Here is a 17,429-nt window from a genome sequence, read left to right on the forward strand (position 1 = left end):
ATGAAGAGAGCACCTGTTTCTGTATGTATGGCTTCATATAATGGCGCAAAATATATAGAAAAACAAATAGAATCAATACTTGATCAGCTAAGATTAGGAGATGAGTTAATCATTGTTGATGATTGTTCCACAGACGATACCGTAAACATAATTAAAAAGTTTAATAGTGATTTTATTAAACTTTTTAAAAATGAAAAAAATATAGGTTACGTGAGAAATTTTGAGAAAGCCTTAGGCTTAGCAAAAAATCAATATATATGTTTAGCAGATCAGGATGATGTTTGGATTGATGGAAGATTACAAAAACTTGAAGAAAAAATAAAGAAAGAAAATGTATTCTTAGTTGCTTCAAACTTTGATCCAAGTTTTCAAGATTCTAAAAATGATAAAATATTTTTGAAGTTAAAGATTGAAAACTCTACAGAATACTTAGGGAATATTATAAGGATTTTTAAAGGAAAATCAGCTTATTATGGATGTACGATGATGATGAATAAAGAATTGTTGAAATTTATTTTACCCTTTCCAAAGTACATTGAGGCTCATGATTTATGGATTGCTATGAATGCCAATTTATTGAGATCAATACATCATCTATATGATGATACTTTGATTTATAATGTTCATCAAAATAACACCAGTCTTAAAAAAAGAAGTTTTCTTAAAAAAATAAAAGCCAGATATTATTTTTGTCAGGCATTAATAGACATATTAAAAAGAATAAATAAGTAAATTTGTCGAAAATTCTTTTTATTGAAACAAAAATTATGAAAAAAAATATGAAAAAAATTGTAATATTAGGAGGAGGTGGATTTATCGGAGGCCACTTAGGAAAAAGATTAAAAAAAGAAGGATATCATGTGAGAATTTGTGATATTAAAAAACATGAATATTTTCAGCATTCAGAAATATGTGATGAATTTATCGTTGGGGATCTTACAGATCCTTCAGTCGTAAAGCTTGTCATAGAAGATGGAGTAGATGAGGTTTATCAGCTTGCAGCAGACATGGGAGGTGCTTTATATATCTTTACCGGTCAGCATGATGCCGACGTAATGCACAATTCTGCAACGATCAACCTTAATGTTGCGAGAGAATGTGTTCTAAAAAAAGTGGGTAAGGTTTTTTACTCTTCTTCTGCATGTATGTATCCTGAACACAATCAATTAGATCCAGATAATCCCAATTGTGAAGAAAGTTCTGCATACCCAGCAAATCCTGATTCTGAGTATGGTTGGGAGAAATTATTCTCTGAAAGACTTTTCCTTTCGTATAATAGAAATTATAACTTAGATGTAAGAATCGCTAGATTCCATAATATTTTCGGTCCTCAGGGAACTTGGGAAGGAGGAAAAGAAAAATCTCCGGCAGCGATGTGTAGAAAAGTAGCTGAAGAAAATAATAACGGAAACATTGAAGTTTGGGGTAATGGAAAGCAAACAAGATCTTTTTTGTATATCGATGAATGTATTGAAGCGGTTTTGCGTTTAATGGATTCAGATTTTAAATATCCAGTTAATATTGGAAGTGAAGAAATGGTATCAATAAATGAATTGGCTCAAATGGCAATAGACATATCGCAAAAAGAATTATCTATTATGAACTTGGAAGGTGAAGAATTCTATGCGAAATATGGCTTTAAATGCCCTTTAGGTGTAAAAGGTAGAAATTCTCATAATAAATTATATAAAGAAAAAGTTGGGTGGGAAGTTTCACAACCCTTGATAATAGGAATGCAGAAAACATATCAATGGGTTTCTGAGCAGGTATTAAAAAGAAAAGAAGCTATTTCTATTTAATAATTGTACGAAATTTTATGAAAATAAGTATTATTACAGTTTGCTGGAATAGTGAAAAATATCTTAAAACTGCCATTGAATCAATTTTAAATCAAACATACCAAGATATTGAATATATCATTATTGATGGGGGGTCTACTGACGGAACTCTTGATATTATTAAACAATATGAACCATTGTTTAATACAAGAATGAAATGGATTAGTGAAAAAGATAATGGCATCTATGACGCAATGAATAAAGGTATCAACATGTCTTCTGGCGATGTTGTAGGACTATTAAATTCAGATGATTTTTATATGTCAAATACCTCTTTAGAAAAGATTACCAATGCCTTTATTAAAGAAAATGTTGACTCTGTATATGCAGATCTTTATTATGTAAAAGAACTTGATATAGATAAGATTGTTAGAAGCTGGAAAACTGGTAAAAAACGTCCATTTAGTAAAGGTTGGCATCCTGCACATCCTTCTTTTTTTGTGAAAAAAGAGGTTTATAATAAATTTGGTAGTTTTAACTTGAATTTCAAAATCGCTGCAGATTTTGAAATAATGTTAAGATTTTTAGAAAAATATTCTATTAGCTCGTATTATATTGAAGAATATATAGTAAAAATGAGATTAGGTGGAGAGTCTAATAAAAATATTAAAAACATCAAAAAGGGAAAGAATGAAATTATAGATGCTTTTAAGCAAAATAATATACAAATTCCTTTCTATTACCCTTATAAACGTTGGACTTTAAAATTGATTCAATATATAAGGAAATAATAATGTTTTCTAATAAATTAATTATATTTGCAAGTATTCTGCACAAATGATGATTGTAAGCATGAAAAACTATTTAAATCTTTCTCGGATTTCTGAAAGATACCTATTTGTAAACATAAGTAACATCTCAGAGAAAATTTTTACTGAGGCTAATTTTAGTAAGTCCTATAAATGTGTTTTTTTTAATTCCCAAACGGATAAAAAAAATATTTCAGAGTATATCTCTAAGCTAAATGTTAAAACTATTGTTATTGAAACTTCAGATTTAAATTATCTGCCGAAGAAAGTAACAGATGATATTATAGAAGCTAAACTTAAAGGAATTAAAGTTTTTGAAGTACATGAATTCTATGAAAAAATTAATGGTAGAATTCCTTTAGTGAAACTTAATGCATTTCAGTACTTAGCTGATGACGTTTTTTCAATAGGTTTAGACCAATTTGATTTTGCTTTTAAAAGAATTATTGATATTTTTGTTTGTATTCTTATTTTACCATTTGCTTTAATTATTATTTTATTAGGCTGTATCGGTGTTTTTCTTAGCTCTCCCGGAAATGTTTTCTTTACTCAAGAAAGAGTGGGAAAGAATTCTAAAACATTTAAAATCTATAAACTCCGTACAATGACCAAAAAGCATAATGGAGATTTTACAAAAGAGAAAGATGACAGAATATTTCCTGTAGGAAAGTTTCTTAGAAAAACTAAAATTGATGAATTACCTCAGATATTTAATGTCATGAATGGTAACATGAGTGTTATTGGTCCTCGTCCCGAGAGACCTAAATATGTAAAAGAGTCTGTAGATGAAAACTCTTTTTTTGATTTAAGACATTTAGTAAAACCAGGTATTACAGGATGGGCTCAGGTCAACCTCCCTAAAGCAACGCCAAAAGACAATCTTAAAAAACTAGAGTATGACTTGTATTACATTAAAAGCTATACTCCTCTCTTAGATTTTAAAATTTTACTAAAAACAATTAAAGTATTATTTACTTTTAATAGTAATTAATCTCTCAAAATGCTAAAAAGCATATTATTTAATTATATATGAAAATAAAACAAACTCCCTTAAAAGACTGCTATATCATAGAACCTACAATTTTTGAAGATGATAGAGGTTATTTCTTTGAAAAATTTAATGAGAAAAAATTTGAAGAATTGACTGGGATGAATGGGCATTTCGTACAAGATAACATTTCAAAATCATCGTATGGTGTTTTGAGAGGTCTTCATTTACAAAAAGGAGAACATGCTCAGGCGAAACTCGTATCTTGCCTCGAAGGAAAAGTTTGGGATGTGGCGGTAGACCTTAGAGAAGACTCTTCCACTTTCGGAAAATGGTTTGGGGTAGAGCTTACACCAGAAAATAAACTTCAACTTTATGTGCCAAGAGGCTTTGGACACGGCTTTTCAGTAATTAGCGAAACTGCTGTGTTTGCCTATAAATGTGATAATTTTTATAATAAAGAGTCTGAAGGTAGTGTAAAGTACAATGATAAAGATTTACAAATAGACTGGAAATTAGAGGAGAAAGATATGATTCTTTCTGAGAAAGATGAAAATGCTCCCTCTTTTGCCGATAAAAACTTTTAATTGTTTATAATCAATATAAATAGAGAACCGAATCATCGGTTCTTTTTTTTATTCTTAAATTTGCACCCACAAAAATTACTGATTACTAATTACTTATTATTCAATATAAAATGCGCACAAAATCTGTAGGTAAGAAAAAGATAAATATCGTCACGTTGGGATGCTCCAAAAACGTGTACGATTCTGAAGTGTTGATGAGCCAGCTGAAAGCCAACGGAAAAGAGGTTGTGCACGAAGAGAAAGGAGATATCGTAGTGATTAATACCTGCGGTTTTATCGATAATGCAAAAGAAGAATCTATTAATACAATTCTTGATTTTGTGGAGGCTAAAAATAGAGGCGAGGTTGAGAAAGTTTTCGTTACAGGATGTCTTTCAGAAAGATACAAACCAGATTTGATAAAAGAAATTCCGGATGTTGACCAATATTTTGGGACAAGAGATTTGCCTATCTTATTGAAACATTTGGGGGCAGACTATAAACACGAATTGGTAGGTGAAAGATTAATCACGACCCCAAAACATTATGCTTACCTTAAAATCTCTGAAGGCTGCGACAGACCTTGTTCGTTCTGTGCAATTCCTTTAATGAGAGGAGGCCACGTTTCTACGCCAATTGAGAAATTGGTGAAAGAAGCTCAGAAGTTAGCGAAAGTCGGAGTAAAAGAATTGATTTTAATTGCTCAGGATTTGACGTATTACGGTTTAGATATTTACAAAAAGAGAGCTTTAGGCGAATTATTAAAAGAATTGGTAAAAGTAGAAGGTATCGAGTGGATTCGTCTACATTATGCTTTCCCAAGTGGTTTTCCGGAAGATGTTTTAGATATCATCCGTGAAGAGCCGAAAGTTTGTAATTATATCGATATCCCGCTTCAGCATATCAATTCAGATTTGTTGAAATCGATGAAACGTGGGACGACTCACGAAAAAACGAATGCTTTATTAGATAAGTTCAGAGAGAAAGTGCCAGATATGGCCATCAGAACTACTTTAATTGTTGGTTATCCTGGCGAAACGGAAGAAAGATTCCAAGAGCTGAAAGAATGGGTAAGAGAGCAGAAATTCGATAGATTGGGGTGTTTTACGTATTCTCACGAAGAAAATACCGGAGCTTATGTTTTAGAAGATGATATTCCACAAGAAGTAAAAGAGGCTAGAGTAGAAGAGATTATGGAATTGCAGTCGCAGATTTCTTGGGATAAAAATCAAAAGAGAATCGGGGAAGTTTATAAATGTGTTTTCGACAGGAAAGAAGGAAACTATTTCGTAGGTCGTACAGAATACGATTCTCCGGATGTAGACAATACCGTTTTGGTGTCTGCAGAAAATACTTACATTTCAATTGGAGATTTTGCCAATGTAAAAATTACTTCCGCAGAAGAATTTGATTTATACGGAGAGCTTGTTTAAGCTTACATATAAAAGTAAAAACCAATGATTAGTCATTGGTTTTTTTATTTTAGTTAAAATATCAATTTACTTTTTAGTTAAATCTTTGATATAAATAGTGCCCAAATTCTTTTCCTGCTGAAAATATTCCGATTAAAATCACCGCCAAAACGAGAATAAGCAGTATTTTGTTGTTTTTTAGCTTTTCCATAATATTTTATGATTTACTAATAAGTATTGTGTTTATTTAATTAGTTACAGCGATTTTCAGAAATTTTTTATTTTATTTAATTTATTGATTTTCAATTGTTTGTTGTTTTCTTGAATCATGAACTATGCACTGTTTAGTTAATTACGTTAACATTTTACCTGTTTTTTTAACACTTTTTAACACGGTCTTTTAAAACCCCTATTAATAGGCACTTACAGGTTTTATTAAGATTTAATTAAGATTTAATTAACGTTTGTTAACTTTTAGAATAGGCAGGTAATAAGTTTAAGTATAGTTTTGCCTCGTCAAACAAGTAAAAGTTCAACATGATGAAAAGATTCATTCTCGTAATCATAATGATGATTTCAACACTAGGTATTTATTCATTTACGAATAATGCTGTAGATGCGAAGAAAACAAGTTATGCATCGTACTACCACGATAAATTTAACGGTAGAAAAACTGCTAGCGGAGCAATTTTTGATAATTCAAAACTTACCGCAGCGCACAGAACGCTTCCTTTTGGAACCGAAATTAGGGTTACCAATCTGAACAATGGCAAAGAAGTAATCGTATCGATTAATGATAGAGGACCTTTCCATTCGTCAAGAGCATTAGATATGTCTAAAGCCGCGTTCGATGAAATCGGAAATACCGACCACGGTACCATTCCGGTAGAATATGAAATTGTCGATTAATTTATGATTTAAATTACAAAGCCAGCTAAATTTTAGCTGGCTTTTATGTTTTCATACCCTTGTTCATTAATATCATTTCGCTCAGAATTTTATTTTATTAAACAGCTTAATAGGGTAAATATTGATATCTGTAATTTGCACTCCAGATGAGTTCAATTTTTTAGAAAATTCAAAACAAGTTCTTTTTTATCTTAAAGCCTATATTTTTCTCTTTTTTATTTGAGAATATCCGCCTTTAAGCATAACGCTAATATCAGCAGTCGTTTTGTCATTTCGGAGGAATCTCAATACACTGAAAATAAATTAGTTTAGATTGACTTCGTCGAACCACTACGTTAGGTTTCCTGCGGAATGATAAACAAACTGTCAAAAATTAAGTTGTTATTAATTACGGACATTCATATTTTTATTTGATGTTTGTCCTAGCTCAATTGATAGAATTTCAATTAGTATTGCAAGCAAATTAAAGAATAGAATTTAGGTAATTCATAAAATATTCATCAATTAAGTGATTTTTAAAACTGATATATTTATTTAAGATACTGTTTATTAATTAGTTGTGTTTATTTGAAAATTGATATTATGTAATGATTAGTTAATTAAATTATTATTTCTCTATTTTTTTTAACATTATTTAACGCCATGCTTCAATTCCTCTATTAATAGGAGGTCACAACCTTTTTTAAGTTTTAATTAAGCTTTGTTTAATACTTATTAACCATTAGAATAGGCAGTTATGATGTTTAGCTATAGTTTTGCCCCGTCAAACAAATAAAAGTTCAACATGATGAAAAGATTCATTCTCGTAATCATAATGATGATTTCAACACTAGGTATTTATTCATTTACGAATAATGCTGTTAATGCGAAGAAAACAAGTTATGCATCGTTTTACCACGATAAATTTAATGGTAGAAAAACCGCAAGCGGAGCAATTTTTGATAATTCAAAACTTACCGCAGCGCACAGAACGCTTCCTTTTGGTACCGTAGTTAGGGTTACCAATTTGAACAATGGTAAAGAAGTAATTGTATCGATAAATGATAGAGGTCCTTTCCATTCAGCTAGAGCATTAGATATGTCTAGAGCTGCGTTCGATGAAATCGGAAATACCGATCATGGTGTTATTCCGGTGCAATATGAAATTGTCGATTAATTTATGATTTAAATTAAAAAGCCAGCTAAATTTTAGCTGGCTTTTATGTTTTTAGAGGTTAAACTCTATCAATGCAGGACAATGGTCAGAATGAACGGCTTCTTTTAAAATAACAGCTCTGCTGAGTTTGTCTTTTAAAGAATAAGAAGCAAAGTTATAATCTAATCTCCAGCCTTTGTTATTGGCTCTTGCGTTTTGTCGGTAGCTCCACCAAGTGTAATTGTCTGGTTCATTATTAAATAACCTAAAAGTGTCTATCAACTCACATTCTTCGATGAAGTTGGTCATCCATTCTCTTTCCATAGGTAAAAAGCCTGAAGTGTTTTTTAAACCTACAGGATTGTGGATATCAATCGCCTGATGACAGATATTAAAATCTCCGGAAATAATCAAATTCGGAATTTCTTTCTTTAAATTTTTTATATATTCTAAAAAATCATGGCAAAACTGCATTTTAAATTCCAGTCTTTCAATATTAGAAGCTGAAGGAACATAGACTGAAATTACTGAAAAGCCGTCAAAATCTGCACGTATAATTCTTCCCTCATTATCATAGCTTTCAATTCCGCAACCATATTCTACATAATTGGGTTTTATTTTAGATGCAATTCCTACGCCGCTGTAGCCTTTTTTTACTGCAGAATGCCAATAACTGTGATATCCAGCTTTTTCAAGACTTTCAATATCAATCTGGTCGTTTCCGGCTTTACTTTCCTGAATGCAGATAATATCCGGATCTGCGGTTTTAAGCCATCCTAAAAAATCTTTGGTGAAAGCAGCCCTGATTCCGTTGACGTTGTATGTAATTAATTTCATAAAATAAATATACAGGCAAAGTTATAAAAACAAATGCCGGTTTTGGTACCGGCAATGATAAGTTATTTTATTTTTCACTTTTAAAAATGAGCTTTCCATCCTTGTGAAGCTCGTTTTCGTTTCCTTTTCCTCGCAGTTCGTAATGGTCATTTTTATACCAAATTCCAGATGCCGCTTTTTGACCTTCAAGTTCTATCGTTTCACCGTTCAATACTAAACTAACCGTGTTTTTTGTATTATCAAATGTCATGTCAAGCTTTTTTCCATCTTTATCGGAAATCGTTGTTTTGATAATTTCCGGAGCAGAATCTGTTTGATTGGTTGCCAATGAATCACTGATAGAGTGATGGGTAGAATCTTTCGGAGAACTCATGATAGAATCTGTACCTAGAGAAGATCCTGATGCTGGATTTTCTTTTTTACAAGCTGCTAAAGTTAATACAGCAACAAACGATGCTGCCAAAATGTTTTTATTCATAATTATTATATTAAAGGTGAAATTTTACTTCAAATTGAATACCAAAACTCAAGGGATAAAAGCATTGATTAGCAAATGTTAATTAATGTTTGAGTTATTTTGTGGAAAAATTATTTTTTTAATAAGTATATTGCGAATTTAAATGATGAATTGGTCGTATGTTTAAACTTAATTTTTTTATATTATTTTTTCTTTTTAGTTTACAAGTTTTTCCCTCTCAAAATATCAGACACTTATCTGTAGATGACGGCCTTCCGCAATCTTTTGTTTCGGCACTGGAGCAGGATGATGAAGGTTTTGTTTGGATAGGAACCCGAAACGGACTTTCTCGATACGACGGGCAAAACTTTAAAACATATCAACATCATTTCAATACCCAAAATTCTTTAGCTTCAAATACAATCGATTATTTAAGAAAAGGTAAAAGAAATAGTCTCTGGATAAAATATGAAACGGCAGGGATTGATTATTTTGATATTAACTCAGGGAAAATTAATCACATCATTGATGCTGAATTTTTAGATAAAAATAAACTTTCGATTCACCGGAAATCTTGGTTGGTAGCGCACGATGGTTTTTTATGGTTTAAAACTTTAAAAAATGAACTCTTTAGTTTTAATCTTCAAAGTAAAAAGTTGAGCCACAGAAATCTAAATTTCGATAAAGACGAGATTATTTATAATATTCTAGAGGATAAAAACAAAAATATTTGGGTCTTAACACAGAAAAATCTGAAGATTTTTGATGAAAAAAACAACAGCTTTACAAGCATTTCTATTCCTTATCATATGTTTGCAGATAAGCTGTATCAAAACAATAGTGAAGCCGCGCTGTTTCGTCAAAGAAAAAATGGAGAATTGATGTGGGCAGATAAAGAATATTTTTATTTTTTTAATCCTATCAAAAAAACGTTCAGAAGTGAAAAACTCCCGTTTTCTACTTTGTATCATATTAAGTTGTTGAGTACAGATGTTCAAGGCAAAGAATATTTTGTTGCAGACAATATTATTTATAGCTATACGAATGCTTTAGGTTTTAGAAAAATAACGGCGATTAATTTAGAAAATGATAGACCACCACAAGCTTTTCTTGTTGATAATTCTGGGTTAATGTGGATTGGTGGAGATGCAGAAGGAATTTATACAGTAGATCCCAAACTTAATTTTCAGTCTTTTCATTTTGAAAAAGATTTTGCTGCAGATTTGTTGAAGAATTATTATGGTATCTCGCTTTACGATTTTTTTAATTGGAAAAAACAAAATGGTATTCTGCCGGCTTCCTATTTTCTTAGATCTGTGACCACTCAAAATAAAAACTGGATAGCGCTCAATCGCACTGTTTCGTATTATGATAAACAGCAGAAAAAAATATTCCGTTTACCAGAATTACCAAAAGTAAAAAACGTGGGTTTCGCTCCGATAAAAGGAATCAGCCTTTATGATGAATCGCCAATTGTGATGGATGAGCTGAATAATATTTATCTGTTTAAAAATGCTAAATGGGAGCTTTTGTTTTCATTACATAATTTTAATGCTGATATAAAGCCCACCAATATTTATTTTGATGGCAAAACCAAAATACTTTGGGTGACCACAGAATCTCACGGTATTGTTAAGGCAAATTTGAAGACAAGAAAAATAGATAATATTAAAAATAATACCAAAGATTTCCCTGTTAATCATTTAATATCCCTCGCTGCAGATCCAAAGAATGATGATATTTTATGGATGGGAAGCAATGATGGATTAATTCAATACCATAAAAAGAATAATAAAGTTAAAATATTTTCCGGAAAAGAAGGGCTTCCCGATAATGTAATCTATTCTATCCTTCCTGATCAATCGGGAAATCTTTGGATGGGAACCAATAAAGGACTTTTTAAATTTGATACCCAAACTCACAAAGTAAGAGTTTTTACTCGTTCACACGGTTTAGAAAATATTGAATTCAACAGATTTCATCAATTGATGCTTCCCAACGGAAAAATGGCATTTGGTGGTGCAAAAAGTGGAGTGGTTTTTAGCCCGGAAGATATTAAAAATGATAATTTCTCACCGCCCACTGCAATTACACGCATTGCTCTCAATAATGAAAATATTAATCTTACTGAAAGAAATCTGAAGCCTGTCAATCAAATTAAAGAACTTTCTATAGATTATTTTGAAAATACAGTTTCCATAGGTTTTGCTGCTCTTCAGTATAATCAACCGCAACAAATTCAATATCGCTACCGTTTAAAAGGATATCAGGATGAATGGATTTCAGCAGGGAATAGTACAGAAGCCGTTTTTACAAAACTTCCGCCCGGAAATTATATTTTTGAAGTAAATGCTACAAATACCACAGGGAATTGGAGTACACTCATTAAATCTTTAAAAATAGAAGTAACGCCACCTTGGTGGAAAACATGGTGGGCAATACTGTTGTATTTAATGATATTAATTGGAGGTGTTTTTTGGTTGATTAGATTCAAAATTAATCAGGAAATCATTAAAAAAACAATAACGCTAAAGCAAAAGGAAGCTCGCGAATTACGCAGATTAGATAAAATAAAAACAAAATTTTTCGCCAATATTGCCCATGAATTCCGTACTCCATTATCTCTTATTATAGGACCTGCGGAACAGTTGAAATCTGTAGAATCTCAGGATGAAAAAGAGATGCTATTTGGTATGATTAAGAAAAATACCAACAGTCTTATTCAGCTTACTGATCAGCTGATTGATGTGGCAAAACTTGAAGCCGGAGTTTTAAAGCCTCATTTTATGTGGGGAGATGTAGTTCCTGTGATTTCAAATATTATAAATGCCTTTTTGGAAACCACTTCCGAAAAAGGGATCAAACTCAGTTTAGAAGCTCCGGAAAAAGCCGAATTTTTATTTTCAATCAATACTTTAGACCGTATTTTGTACAATTTGATTTCAAATTCCATTAAATTTTGTAAAAATGGCGATACGATTACAGTTAAAATAGATACCGAAACCGACGGTTTGTTAATTCAGGTTGTTGATTCAGGAGCTGGAATTCCAGAAGATGAGCAAGCTGAGATTTTTGAGAGGTATTTTAAAGGTTCTAATCAGGATCAGCTTCAGGGAAATGGTTTGGGACTTTCATTGGTTAAAGAACTGGTCGATCTGCACCATGGAACTATTGATGTGAAAAGTTCTACCCAAAATCCTTCCGGAACTACATTTTTGGTATGGCTTCCTTTTGAGTCTCAAAATAATAAGTTGCCTCAAAATACCGAGCATCAACAGAATTCAGAAGAAAAAGCTACGATACTTATTGTGGAAGATCACAAAGAGTTGGCGCAGTTTATTGCCGGAAATTTAGCAGATTTATATCATGTTCTAACCGCAGAAAACGGAAAGCAGGCATTAGAAATGACTTTAGAGAAAATGCCAAATCTTATTCTAAGTGATGTTGCGATGAGTGAAATGGATGGTTTTGAATTTTGTAAAACGTTAAAAACAAATGTAGAGATTAATCACATTCCTATTATTATGCTCACAGCAAAAGCTGATACAGAAAGTAAACTTGAAGGCCTTTCTCATGGAGCCAACGATTACATTGTAAAACCTTTCAGTATAAAAGAGCTTAAATTGAGAATAGAAAATCTACTGAATTTGCAAAATCAGCAATATAAATATTTTCAAAAACAACTTTTGCAACCCGATTCAACAGAGAATCTTCATCAGGAATTTCTTAATAGAATTTATGAAATCATAGAAAAAAATCTAGATGATAATAATTTCAGCGTAGACGAGCTGGCTTCTGCTTTATCAATGAGCAGAACGAGTCTTCATCGTAAAGTAAAAATGATGTTTAATATTCCTACAGGAGAAATTATTAAAATTTACAGGCTAAAGAAAGCCGCAGAATTATTAAAGCAAAATTTTAGTATTTCTGAAGTCGCTTATATGACAGGATTTAATACACCGTCTTATTTTACCAAATGTTTTAAAGAATATTTTGGTAAAACACCCAATAAATACCACTGATATAGGTCGTTGCAACGAAATTGATAGTTTTTGCAACGAGATTGCTTTTCTGTTTTGGGCTTGAAATGTAATTTGGCCGAAACAAAATTATTTCAGTATGTATAAAAATCTACTTAAGAACAAATTAAAATTTGCAACATTATTTACGGTTTTTCTAGGGTCGGCTTCGGGATTAAATGCTCAGCAAAATGCGCTTAATTTTGACGGAACAAATGATTATATTCAAACCACTTATCCCGGAATTTTAGGAAACGCACCACGTACTGTAGAAGCCTGGATTAAATTACCAACAACTACTTCTGGGGAAAATCTCGTGACAACTTGGGGTTCTGATAATGTAAACGGAGGAAGGTTTACTGTAAGGATAAACAATGTAAGCGGACTGTATAAACTAAGAATTGAAAATAAAGGGGGTGGAGTAAACGGAAACATTACCCTAAGTGACGGAAACTGGCATCATATTGCAGTAACGTATGATAACAGTTTGTCGACCAATAAGTATAAATTATATGTAGACGGTAATTTAGATGTACAAGGTGATATCAGTACGGCTACCAATACGGTGGCGCTTACCAATATGATTATCGGAAGAAGAATTAATTCTAGTTTTGGAGGATTTTTTAATGGAAGTATAGATGAGGTTCGTGTTTGGGATAAAGCGCTTACACTGGCAGAAATTCAGGCAAATAAAAATTATGAATTTTGTACCCCGCCTACAAATTTGAAAGCTTATTTTAAATTGAATGAAGGAACGGTAAATTCTAATAATAGCACCGTAACTTCCATTACGAGCGCCGTAGGTTCTTATTCTGGTACACTAAATAGTTTCGCTTTAAATGGAACTGCTTCAAACTTTATTACAGGAGCTTCATCACTAGGAGGGGCAAATATCAACACTGCAGTTACCGTTTCTGGTTCTACACTCACTGCTACACAAGCCGGCGCTACTTACCAATGGGTAAATTGCAATAATGGGAATGCTCCGGTTGGCGTAACGACGCAGTCTTACACCCCAACGGTTGCAGGAAATTATGCAGTTATTGTTACGCTTGCAGGATGTACACAGACATCATCTTGCCAATCGGTAACTTTAGGAGTGAATGATTTTGATGCCATTCCTGAGTTGACTTTATCACCAAATCCTACCAACGGAATTCTTAAAATTAAAGCTAAAAATGCAATTGAAAAAGTAGAAATTACCAACTTTTCAGGGCAGAGATTAATGAGTTTCCAGCCAAATTCTGTAGATACAGAGCTTAATATCTCTCAATTGAAAGCCGGAGTTTATTTGGTAAAGGTAAGTTCAAAACAACAAACCCAAGTTTATAAAATAATTAAAAGATAGTTTTTTTCATAAATCATTATTACTAATCCATATTAATGATTAAGCCTCTTCAGATTTTGAAGAGGCTTTTGTATTTTTAAACTTAAAAAACTATTTCGGTTCTAGAACGCTTATAGGAATGATACATTCTTCCAAAGAAATTCCACCGTGTTGATACGTTTCTTTATAATAATTTACAAAGTGATTGTAGTTTTTAGGATAGGCTAAAAATATATTGTTTTTGGCAAAAATATATTTTGAACTCAGATTTCCTTTAGGTAAAAAAAGCTTTTCAGGATTGCTCACTGCCCAAACATCTTTATCGTCATAGGTTAAGCTTTTCCCTGTTTTATAACGGATGTTGGTTGAGGTTTCTCTGTCACCCACAACGCGACTAGGTTTTTTAACGTAAACGGTTCCGTGGTCTGTTGTAATCACTAATTTGAATCCGTTTTCTGCGGCAAGTTTAATAATCTTAATTAATGAAGAGTTTTCAAACCAATTTGATGTTAACGATCTGAAAGTTTTATCATCTCTGATTAATTGGTCAACAATATGATTGTCTGTTTTTGCGTGCGAAAGAATATCGATAAAGTTATAAACAATCACTAAAAGATCATTGTTTTTGTGCTGATTAAAGTCATCATAGATTTTTTTCTCAAAATCAGCATTCAAAACTTTAAGGTATTTCATTGATTTTGAACTTAGACCCACTCTTTTCATTTGGTCTTCTAAGAAATCACGCTCAAATTCATTCTTATTTCCTTCTTCATTATCGTTAAACCACTTATCCGGGAAGCGCTTTTCAATTTCTGAAGGTAAAAGTCCTGCAAAAAAAGCATTTCTTGCATATTGTGTAGCAGTAGGAAGAATACTGTAATAATAATCTTCAGAAACTTTATTGTAATATTTCGTGAAAAGTGGTTCTATCACTTTCCATTGGTCATATCTTAGATTATCGACCATCAAAAGAAGTACTTTGTCTTTTTCAACGACAGATTTTATTTTATCTTTAAATAAAGTATGGCTCATCATTGGTTTTTCAGAACCATTCAACCAATCTTCGTAATTGTTTTCGATAAATTTAGCAAACTGAATATTGGCTTCCTCTTTTTGAGATTGAAGAAGGTCTGCAAACTCATTATCGGTTACTTTATCAAATTTTAGTTCCCAATTGACGATTTTTTTATAATATTCTGCCCATTCTTGATACGTTCTAAGGTAAGAAAGTTCCATAGAAAGGCTTCTGAATTCCTGCTGATATTGCAAAATTGTTTTCTGCTCTACCAAGTTATCTTCCTGGAGATTTTTTTTCAGCGAAAGTAAAATCTGGTTTGGGTTAACAGGTTTTAAAATGTAATCTGCGATTTGAGAACCAATGGCTTCTTCCATAATGTGCTCTTCTTCGCTTTTGGTTACCATTACAATTTTCAAAGAATTGTCTTTTTCTTTAATCATTGGGATGGCTTCCAATCCGGAAATTCCCGGCATATTTTCGTCGATTAACGTTAAATCAAATTTCTCAGAATCTATAAGTTCTAAAGCTTCATTCACATTGTTTACTGGGGTTACAACGTAGCCTTTCTTTTCCAGAAAAACGATATGAGGTTTTAGTAAATCTATTTCATCATCAATCCATAATATTTTGTTTGACATACAAGTTTATTTTTTATGCGGAATATAGTATCAAAACTTCGACCAAAACTTTATAAAACTTCATAAAATAAGTGGTCTGAAAGTTAAATCTTAGTTAACGGTTTTTATCTCAAATTATTGCATGAAGATAAGATAAATACTGCGATTTGTAAACAAACTTTAATCTTTATATTCTTAAATAATAATCTGGCATTTTCTTTGAATTGACTTTAATAACCTAATTTTGCAATACTCTCAGAATATCTCTAATGCAGAACAAGCTTAAAATCATCAACGATCCGGTACACGGTTTCATAAAAATACCTCACGAAATCTTATTTGATGTTATCGAACATCCTTATTTTCAGAGATTAAGAAGGATTTCGCAGACCGGACTTTTAAATTTAATTTTTCCTGGAGCAACACACACCAGATTTCATCATGCTATTGGTGCAATGCATTTGATGTTTATGGCTTTAGAAACTTTAAAGCAAAAAGGAGTTTCTATTTCTGTGGAAGAAGAAAAAGGGGCTATGTTGGCGATTTTAATGCACGATATTGGGCACGGCCCGTTTTCTCATGCTCTCGAAAGTATGTTGATGGATGATTGGCATCACGAAAATCTTTCATTATTATTAATGAACCGAATAAATGATGAGTTTGACGGCCAGTTGTCAATAGCGATAGAAATGTTTCAGGGAAAATACCACCGAAAATTTTTCAATCAACTGATCAGTTCGCAATTAGATGTTGATCGTTTAGATTATTTAAACAGAGATAGTTTTTTTACAGGAGTTTCAGAAGGGAATATCAATACCCAAAGGATAATCTCAATGATGAATGTTTGTGAAGAAGAATTGGTTATTGATGCAAAAGGAGTGTATTCTATTGAAAACTTTTTGACAGCTAGAATGTTTATGTATTGGCAGGTTTATTACCACAAAACTTCAGCTTTGGCAGAATTTATTTTGGTGAAAATTCTTGAAAGAGCAAAATATTTAGTTTCTGAAGGAGTAGATTTACCGGCAACTGAAAATTTAAAATATTTTTTAAACAGAGGTAAAAGTGCCGCAACTGATGAAGATGTGGAGCGTTTTACACAATTGGACGATAATGATATTATTCATGCGATGAAAATTTGGCAGAAGTCAGATGATTTTGTACTTGCTTACTGGTGCAAATGTGTTATTCAGCGTAGTTTTCCTAAAACAATTATTTCTTCGCAACCTTTTGACCCAGAATTTATTAAGGAAAAAATAAAAAACACCAACGATTTTTTTGGAATTGACAACGGTGACGAACTAGTACACGAGATTACCAGAAGTTTACTTCCGTATAATACAGAAAAACAGCCTATTTACCTTCTTCAAAAAAATGGAAAGGTCTTAAAATTGGATGAATCGGAAGATCAGCTTTTATCGGGGCTTATCGTACATAAAACGAAAAGATATATTCTGGCATTTCCAAGAGTATAACCTTTATTTTTCATAAATATTATTAAAATCGACATTCCATAAACTAAAAAATGTTTGCGAATAAGAGAATTTCTTATCTTTG

General features: G+C 31.9%; 15 protein-coding genes. 12 read left to right on the forward strand and 3 right to left on the reverse strand.

What is annotated here, in order from left to right:
* From LO744_RS06505 to LO744_RS06540, 8 genes are all read left to right on the forward strand, one after another.
* Entirely contained in the window at positions 1-732 is a 732-nt protein-coding gene (locus LO744_RS06505) for a glycosyltransferase (RefSeq protein WP_230668127.1), read from the forward strand.
* Positions 733-779: 47 nt separating this feature from the next.
* Positions 780-1,799, forward strand: coding sequence for an NAD-dependent epimerase/dehydratase family protein (locus LO744_RS06510; protein ID WP_230668130.1), 1,020 nt, complete (start codon positions 780-782; stop codon positions 1,797-1,799).
* 17 nt (positions 1,800-1,816) lie between these two features.
* Entirely contained in the window at positions 1,817-2,569 is a 753-nt protein-coding gene (locus LO744_RS06515) for a glycosyltransferase family 2 protein (RefSeq protein ID WP_230668133.1), read from the forward strand.
* A 61-nt stretch (positions 2,570-2,630) separates the two neighbouring features.
* On the forward strand, positions 2,631-3,578 hold the full coding sequence (locus tag LO744_RS06520) for a sugar transferase (RefSeq protein WP_230668135.1): 948 nt from the start codon (positions 2,631-2,633) through the stop codon (positions 3,576-3,578).
* Between the two features lie 38 nt (positions 3,579-3,616).
* Positions 3,617-4,162, forward strand: coding sequence for a dTDP-4-dehydrorhamnose 3,5-epimerase (gene rfbC / locus LO744_RS06525; RefSeq protein ID WP_230668138.1), 546 nt, complete (start codon positions 3,617-3,619; stop codon positions 4,160-4,162).
* 110 nt (positions 4,163-4,272) lie between these two features.
* Positions 4,273-5,574: a 30S ribosomal protein S12 methylthiotransferase RimO gene (rimO, locus tag LO744_RS06530; protein ID WP_230668140.1), complete on the forward strand. Its 1,302-nt coding sequence runs from the start codon at positions 4,273-4,275 to the stop codon at positions 5,572-5,574.
* Between the two features lie 516 nt (positions 5,575-6,090).
* Positions 6,091-6,462 carry a septal ring lytic transglycosylase RlpA family protein gene (locus tag LO744_RS06535; RefSeq protein ID WP_230668143.1) on the forward strand — a complete coding sequence of 124 codons (372 nt, stop codon included), beginning with the start codon at positions 6,091-6,093 and terminating at the stop codon, positions 6,460-6,462.
* A 784-nt stretch (positions 6,463-7,246) separates the two neighbouring features.
* On the forward strand, positions 7,247-7,618 hold the full coding sequence (locus LO744_RS06540; protein WP_230668146.1) for a septal ring lytic transglycosylase RlpA family protein: 372 nt from the start codon (positions 7,247-7,249) through the stop codon (positions 7,616-7,618).
* A 51-nt stretch (positions 7,619-7,669) separates the two neighbouring features.
* Here the strand turns inward: LO744_RS06540 and LO744_RS06545 are convergent, their stop codons facing one another.
* A complete protein-coding gene (locus LO744_RS06545; protein WP_230668149.1) occupies positions 7,670-8,434 on the reverse strand; it encodes an exodeoxyribonuclease III in 765 nt (254 codons plus the stop codon).
* A 67-nt stretch (positions 8,435-8,501) separates the two neighbouring features.
* Complete coding sequence (locus LO744_RS06550; protein ID WP_230668150.1) at positions 8,502-8,912, reverse strand: MliC family protein; 411 nt, start codon at positions 8,910-8,912, stop codon at positions 8,502-8,504.
* Between LO744_RS06550 and LO744_RS20450 the strand changes: the two genes are divergently transcribed.
* From LO744_RS20450 to LO744_RS06560, 3 genes are all read left to right on the forward strand, one after another.
* Positions 8,899-8,994 carry a hypothetical protein gene (locus LO744_RS20450; protein ID WP_394799508.1) on the forward strand — a complete coding sequence of 32 codons (96 nt, stop codon included), beginning with the start codon at positions 8,899-8,901 and terminating at the stop codon, positions 8,992-8,994. The genes LO744_RS06550 and LO744_RS20450 overlap by 14 nt on opposite strands.
* 76 nt (positions 8,995-9,070) lie before the next feature.
* Entirely contained in the window at positions 9,071-12,913 is a 3,843-nt protein-coding gene (locus LO744_RS06555; RefSeq protein ID WP_230668152.1) for a hybrid sensor histidine kinase/response regulator transcription factor, read from the forward strand.
* Positions 12,914-13,010: 97 nt separating this feature from the next.
* On the forward strand, positions 13,011-14,258 hold the full coding sequence (locus LO744_RS06560) for a LamG-like jellyroll fold domain-containing protein (RefSeq protein ID WP_230668154.1): 1,248 nt from the start codon (positions 13,011-13,013) through the stop codon (positions 14,256-14,258).
* A 90-nt stretch (positions 14,259-14,348) separates the two neighbouring features.
* Here LO744_RS06560 and porX read toward each other — a convergent pair whose 3' ends face one another.
* On the reverse strand, positions 14,349-15,893 hold the full coding sequence (gene porX / locus LO744_RS06565; protein ID WP_230668156.1) for a T9SS response regulator signal transducer PorX: 1,545 nt from the start codon (positions 15,891-15,893) through the stop codon (positions 14,349-14,351).
* Positions 15,894-16,141: 248 nt separating this feature from the next.
* On the opposite strand from porX, the gene LO744_RS06570 reads away from it, so the two are divergent.
* Positions 16,142-17,347 (forward strand): HD domain-containing protein, encoded by a 1,206-nt coding sequence (locus tag LO744_RS06570; RefSeq protein ID WP_230668158.1) that lies wholly within the window; start codon positions 16,142-16,144, stop codon positions 17,345-17,347.
* Positions 17,348-17,429: the final 82 nt, after the last annotated feature.

Origin of the sequence: Chryseobacterium turcicum, from assembly GCF_021010565.1 — a bacterium.
In the GTDB taxonomy this organism is placed as follows: domain Bacteria; phylum Bacteroidota; class Bacteroidia; order Flavobacteriales; family Weeksellaceae; genus Chryseobacterium; species Chryseobacterium turcicum.

Coding starts and splice junctions, on each gene's coding strand:
- LO744_RS06550 (WP_230668150.1), bottom strand. CDS start 8,912: ATGAATAAAAACATTTTGGCAGCATCGTTTGTTGCTGTATTAACTTTA.
- rimO (WP_230668140.1), top strand. CDS start 4,273: ATGCGCACAAAATCTGTAGGTAAGAAAAAGATAAATATCGTCACGTTG.
- LO744_RS20450 (WP_394799508.1), top strand. CDS start 8,899: ATGTTTTTATTCATAATTATTATATTAAAGGTGAAATTTTACTTCAAA.
- porX (WP_230668156.1), bottom strand. CDS start 15,893: ATGTCAAACAAAATATTATGGATTGATGATGAAATAGATTTACTAAAA.
- LO744_RS06540 (WP_230668146.1), top strand. CDS start 7,247: ATGATGAAAAGATTCATTCTCGTAATCATAATGATGATTTCAACACTA.
- LO744_RS06505 (WP_230668127.1), top strand. CDS start 1: ATGAAGAGAGCACCTGTTTCTGTATGTATGGCTTCATATAATGGCGCA.
- LO744_RS06520 (WP_230668135.1), top strand. CDS start 2,631: ATGAAAAACTATTTAAATCTTTCTCGGATTTCTGAAAGATACCTATTT.
- LO744_RS06555 (WP_230668152.1), top strand. CDS start 9,071: ATGTTTAAACTTAATTTTTTTATATTATTTTTTCTTTTTAGTTTACAA.
- LO744_RS06535 (WP_230668143.1), top strand. CDS start 6,091: ATGATGAAAAGATTCATTCTCGTAATCATAATGATGATTTCAACACTA.
- LO744_RS06570 (WP_230668158.1), top strand. CDS start 16,142: ATGCAGAACAAGCTTAAAATCATCAACGATCCGGTACACGGTTTCATA.
- LO744_RS06560 (WP_230668154.1), top strand. CDS start 13,011: ATGTATAAAAATCTACTTAAGAACAAATTAAAATTTGCAACATTATTT.
- LO744_RS06515 (WP_230668133.1), top strand. CDS start 1,817: ATGAAAATAAGTATTATTACAGTTTGCTGGAATAGTGAAAAATATCTT.
- LO744_RS06510 (WP_230668130.1), top strand. CDS start 780: ATGAAAAAAATTGTAATATTAGGAGGAGGTGGATTTATCGGAGGCCAC.
- LO744_RS06545 (WP_230668149.1), bottom strand. CDS start 8,434: ATGAAATTAATTACATACAACGTCAACGGAATCAGGGCTGCTTTCACC.
- rfbC (WP_230668138.1), top strand. CDS start 3,617: ATGAAAATAAAACAAACTCCCTTAAAAGACTGCTATATCATAGAACCT.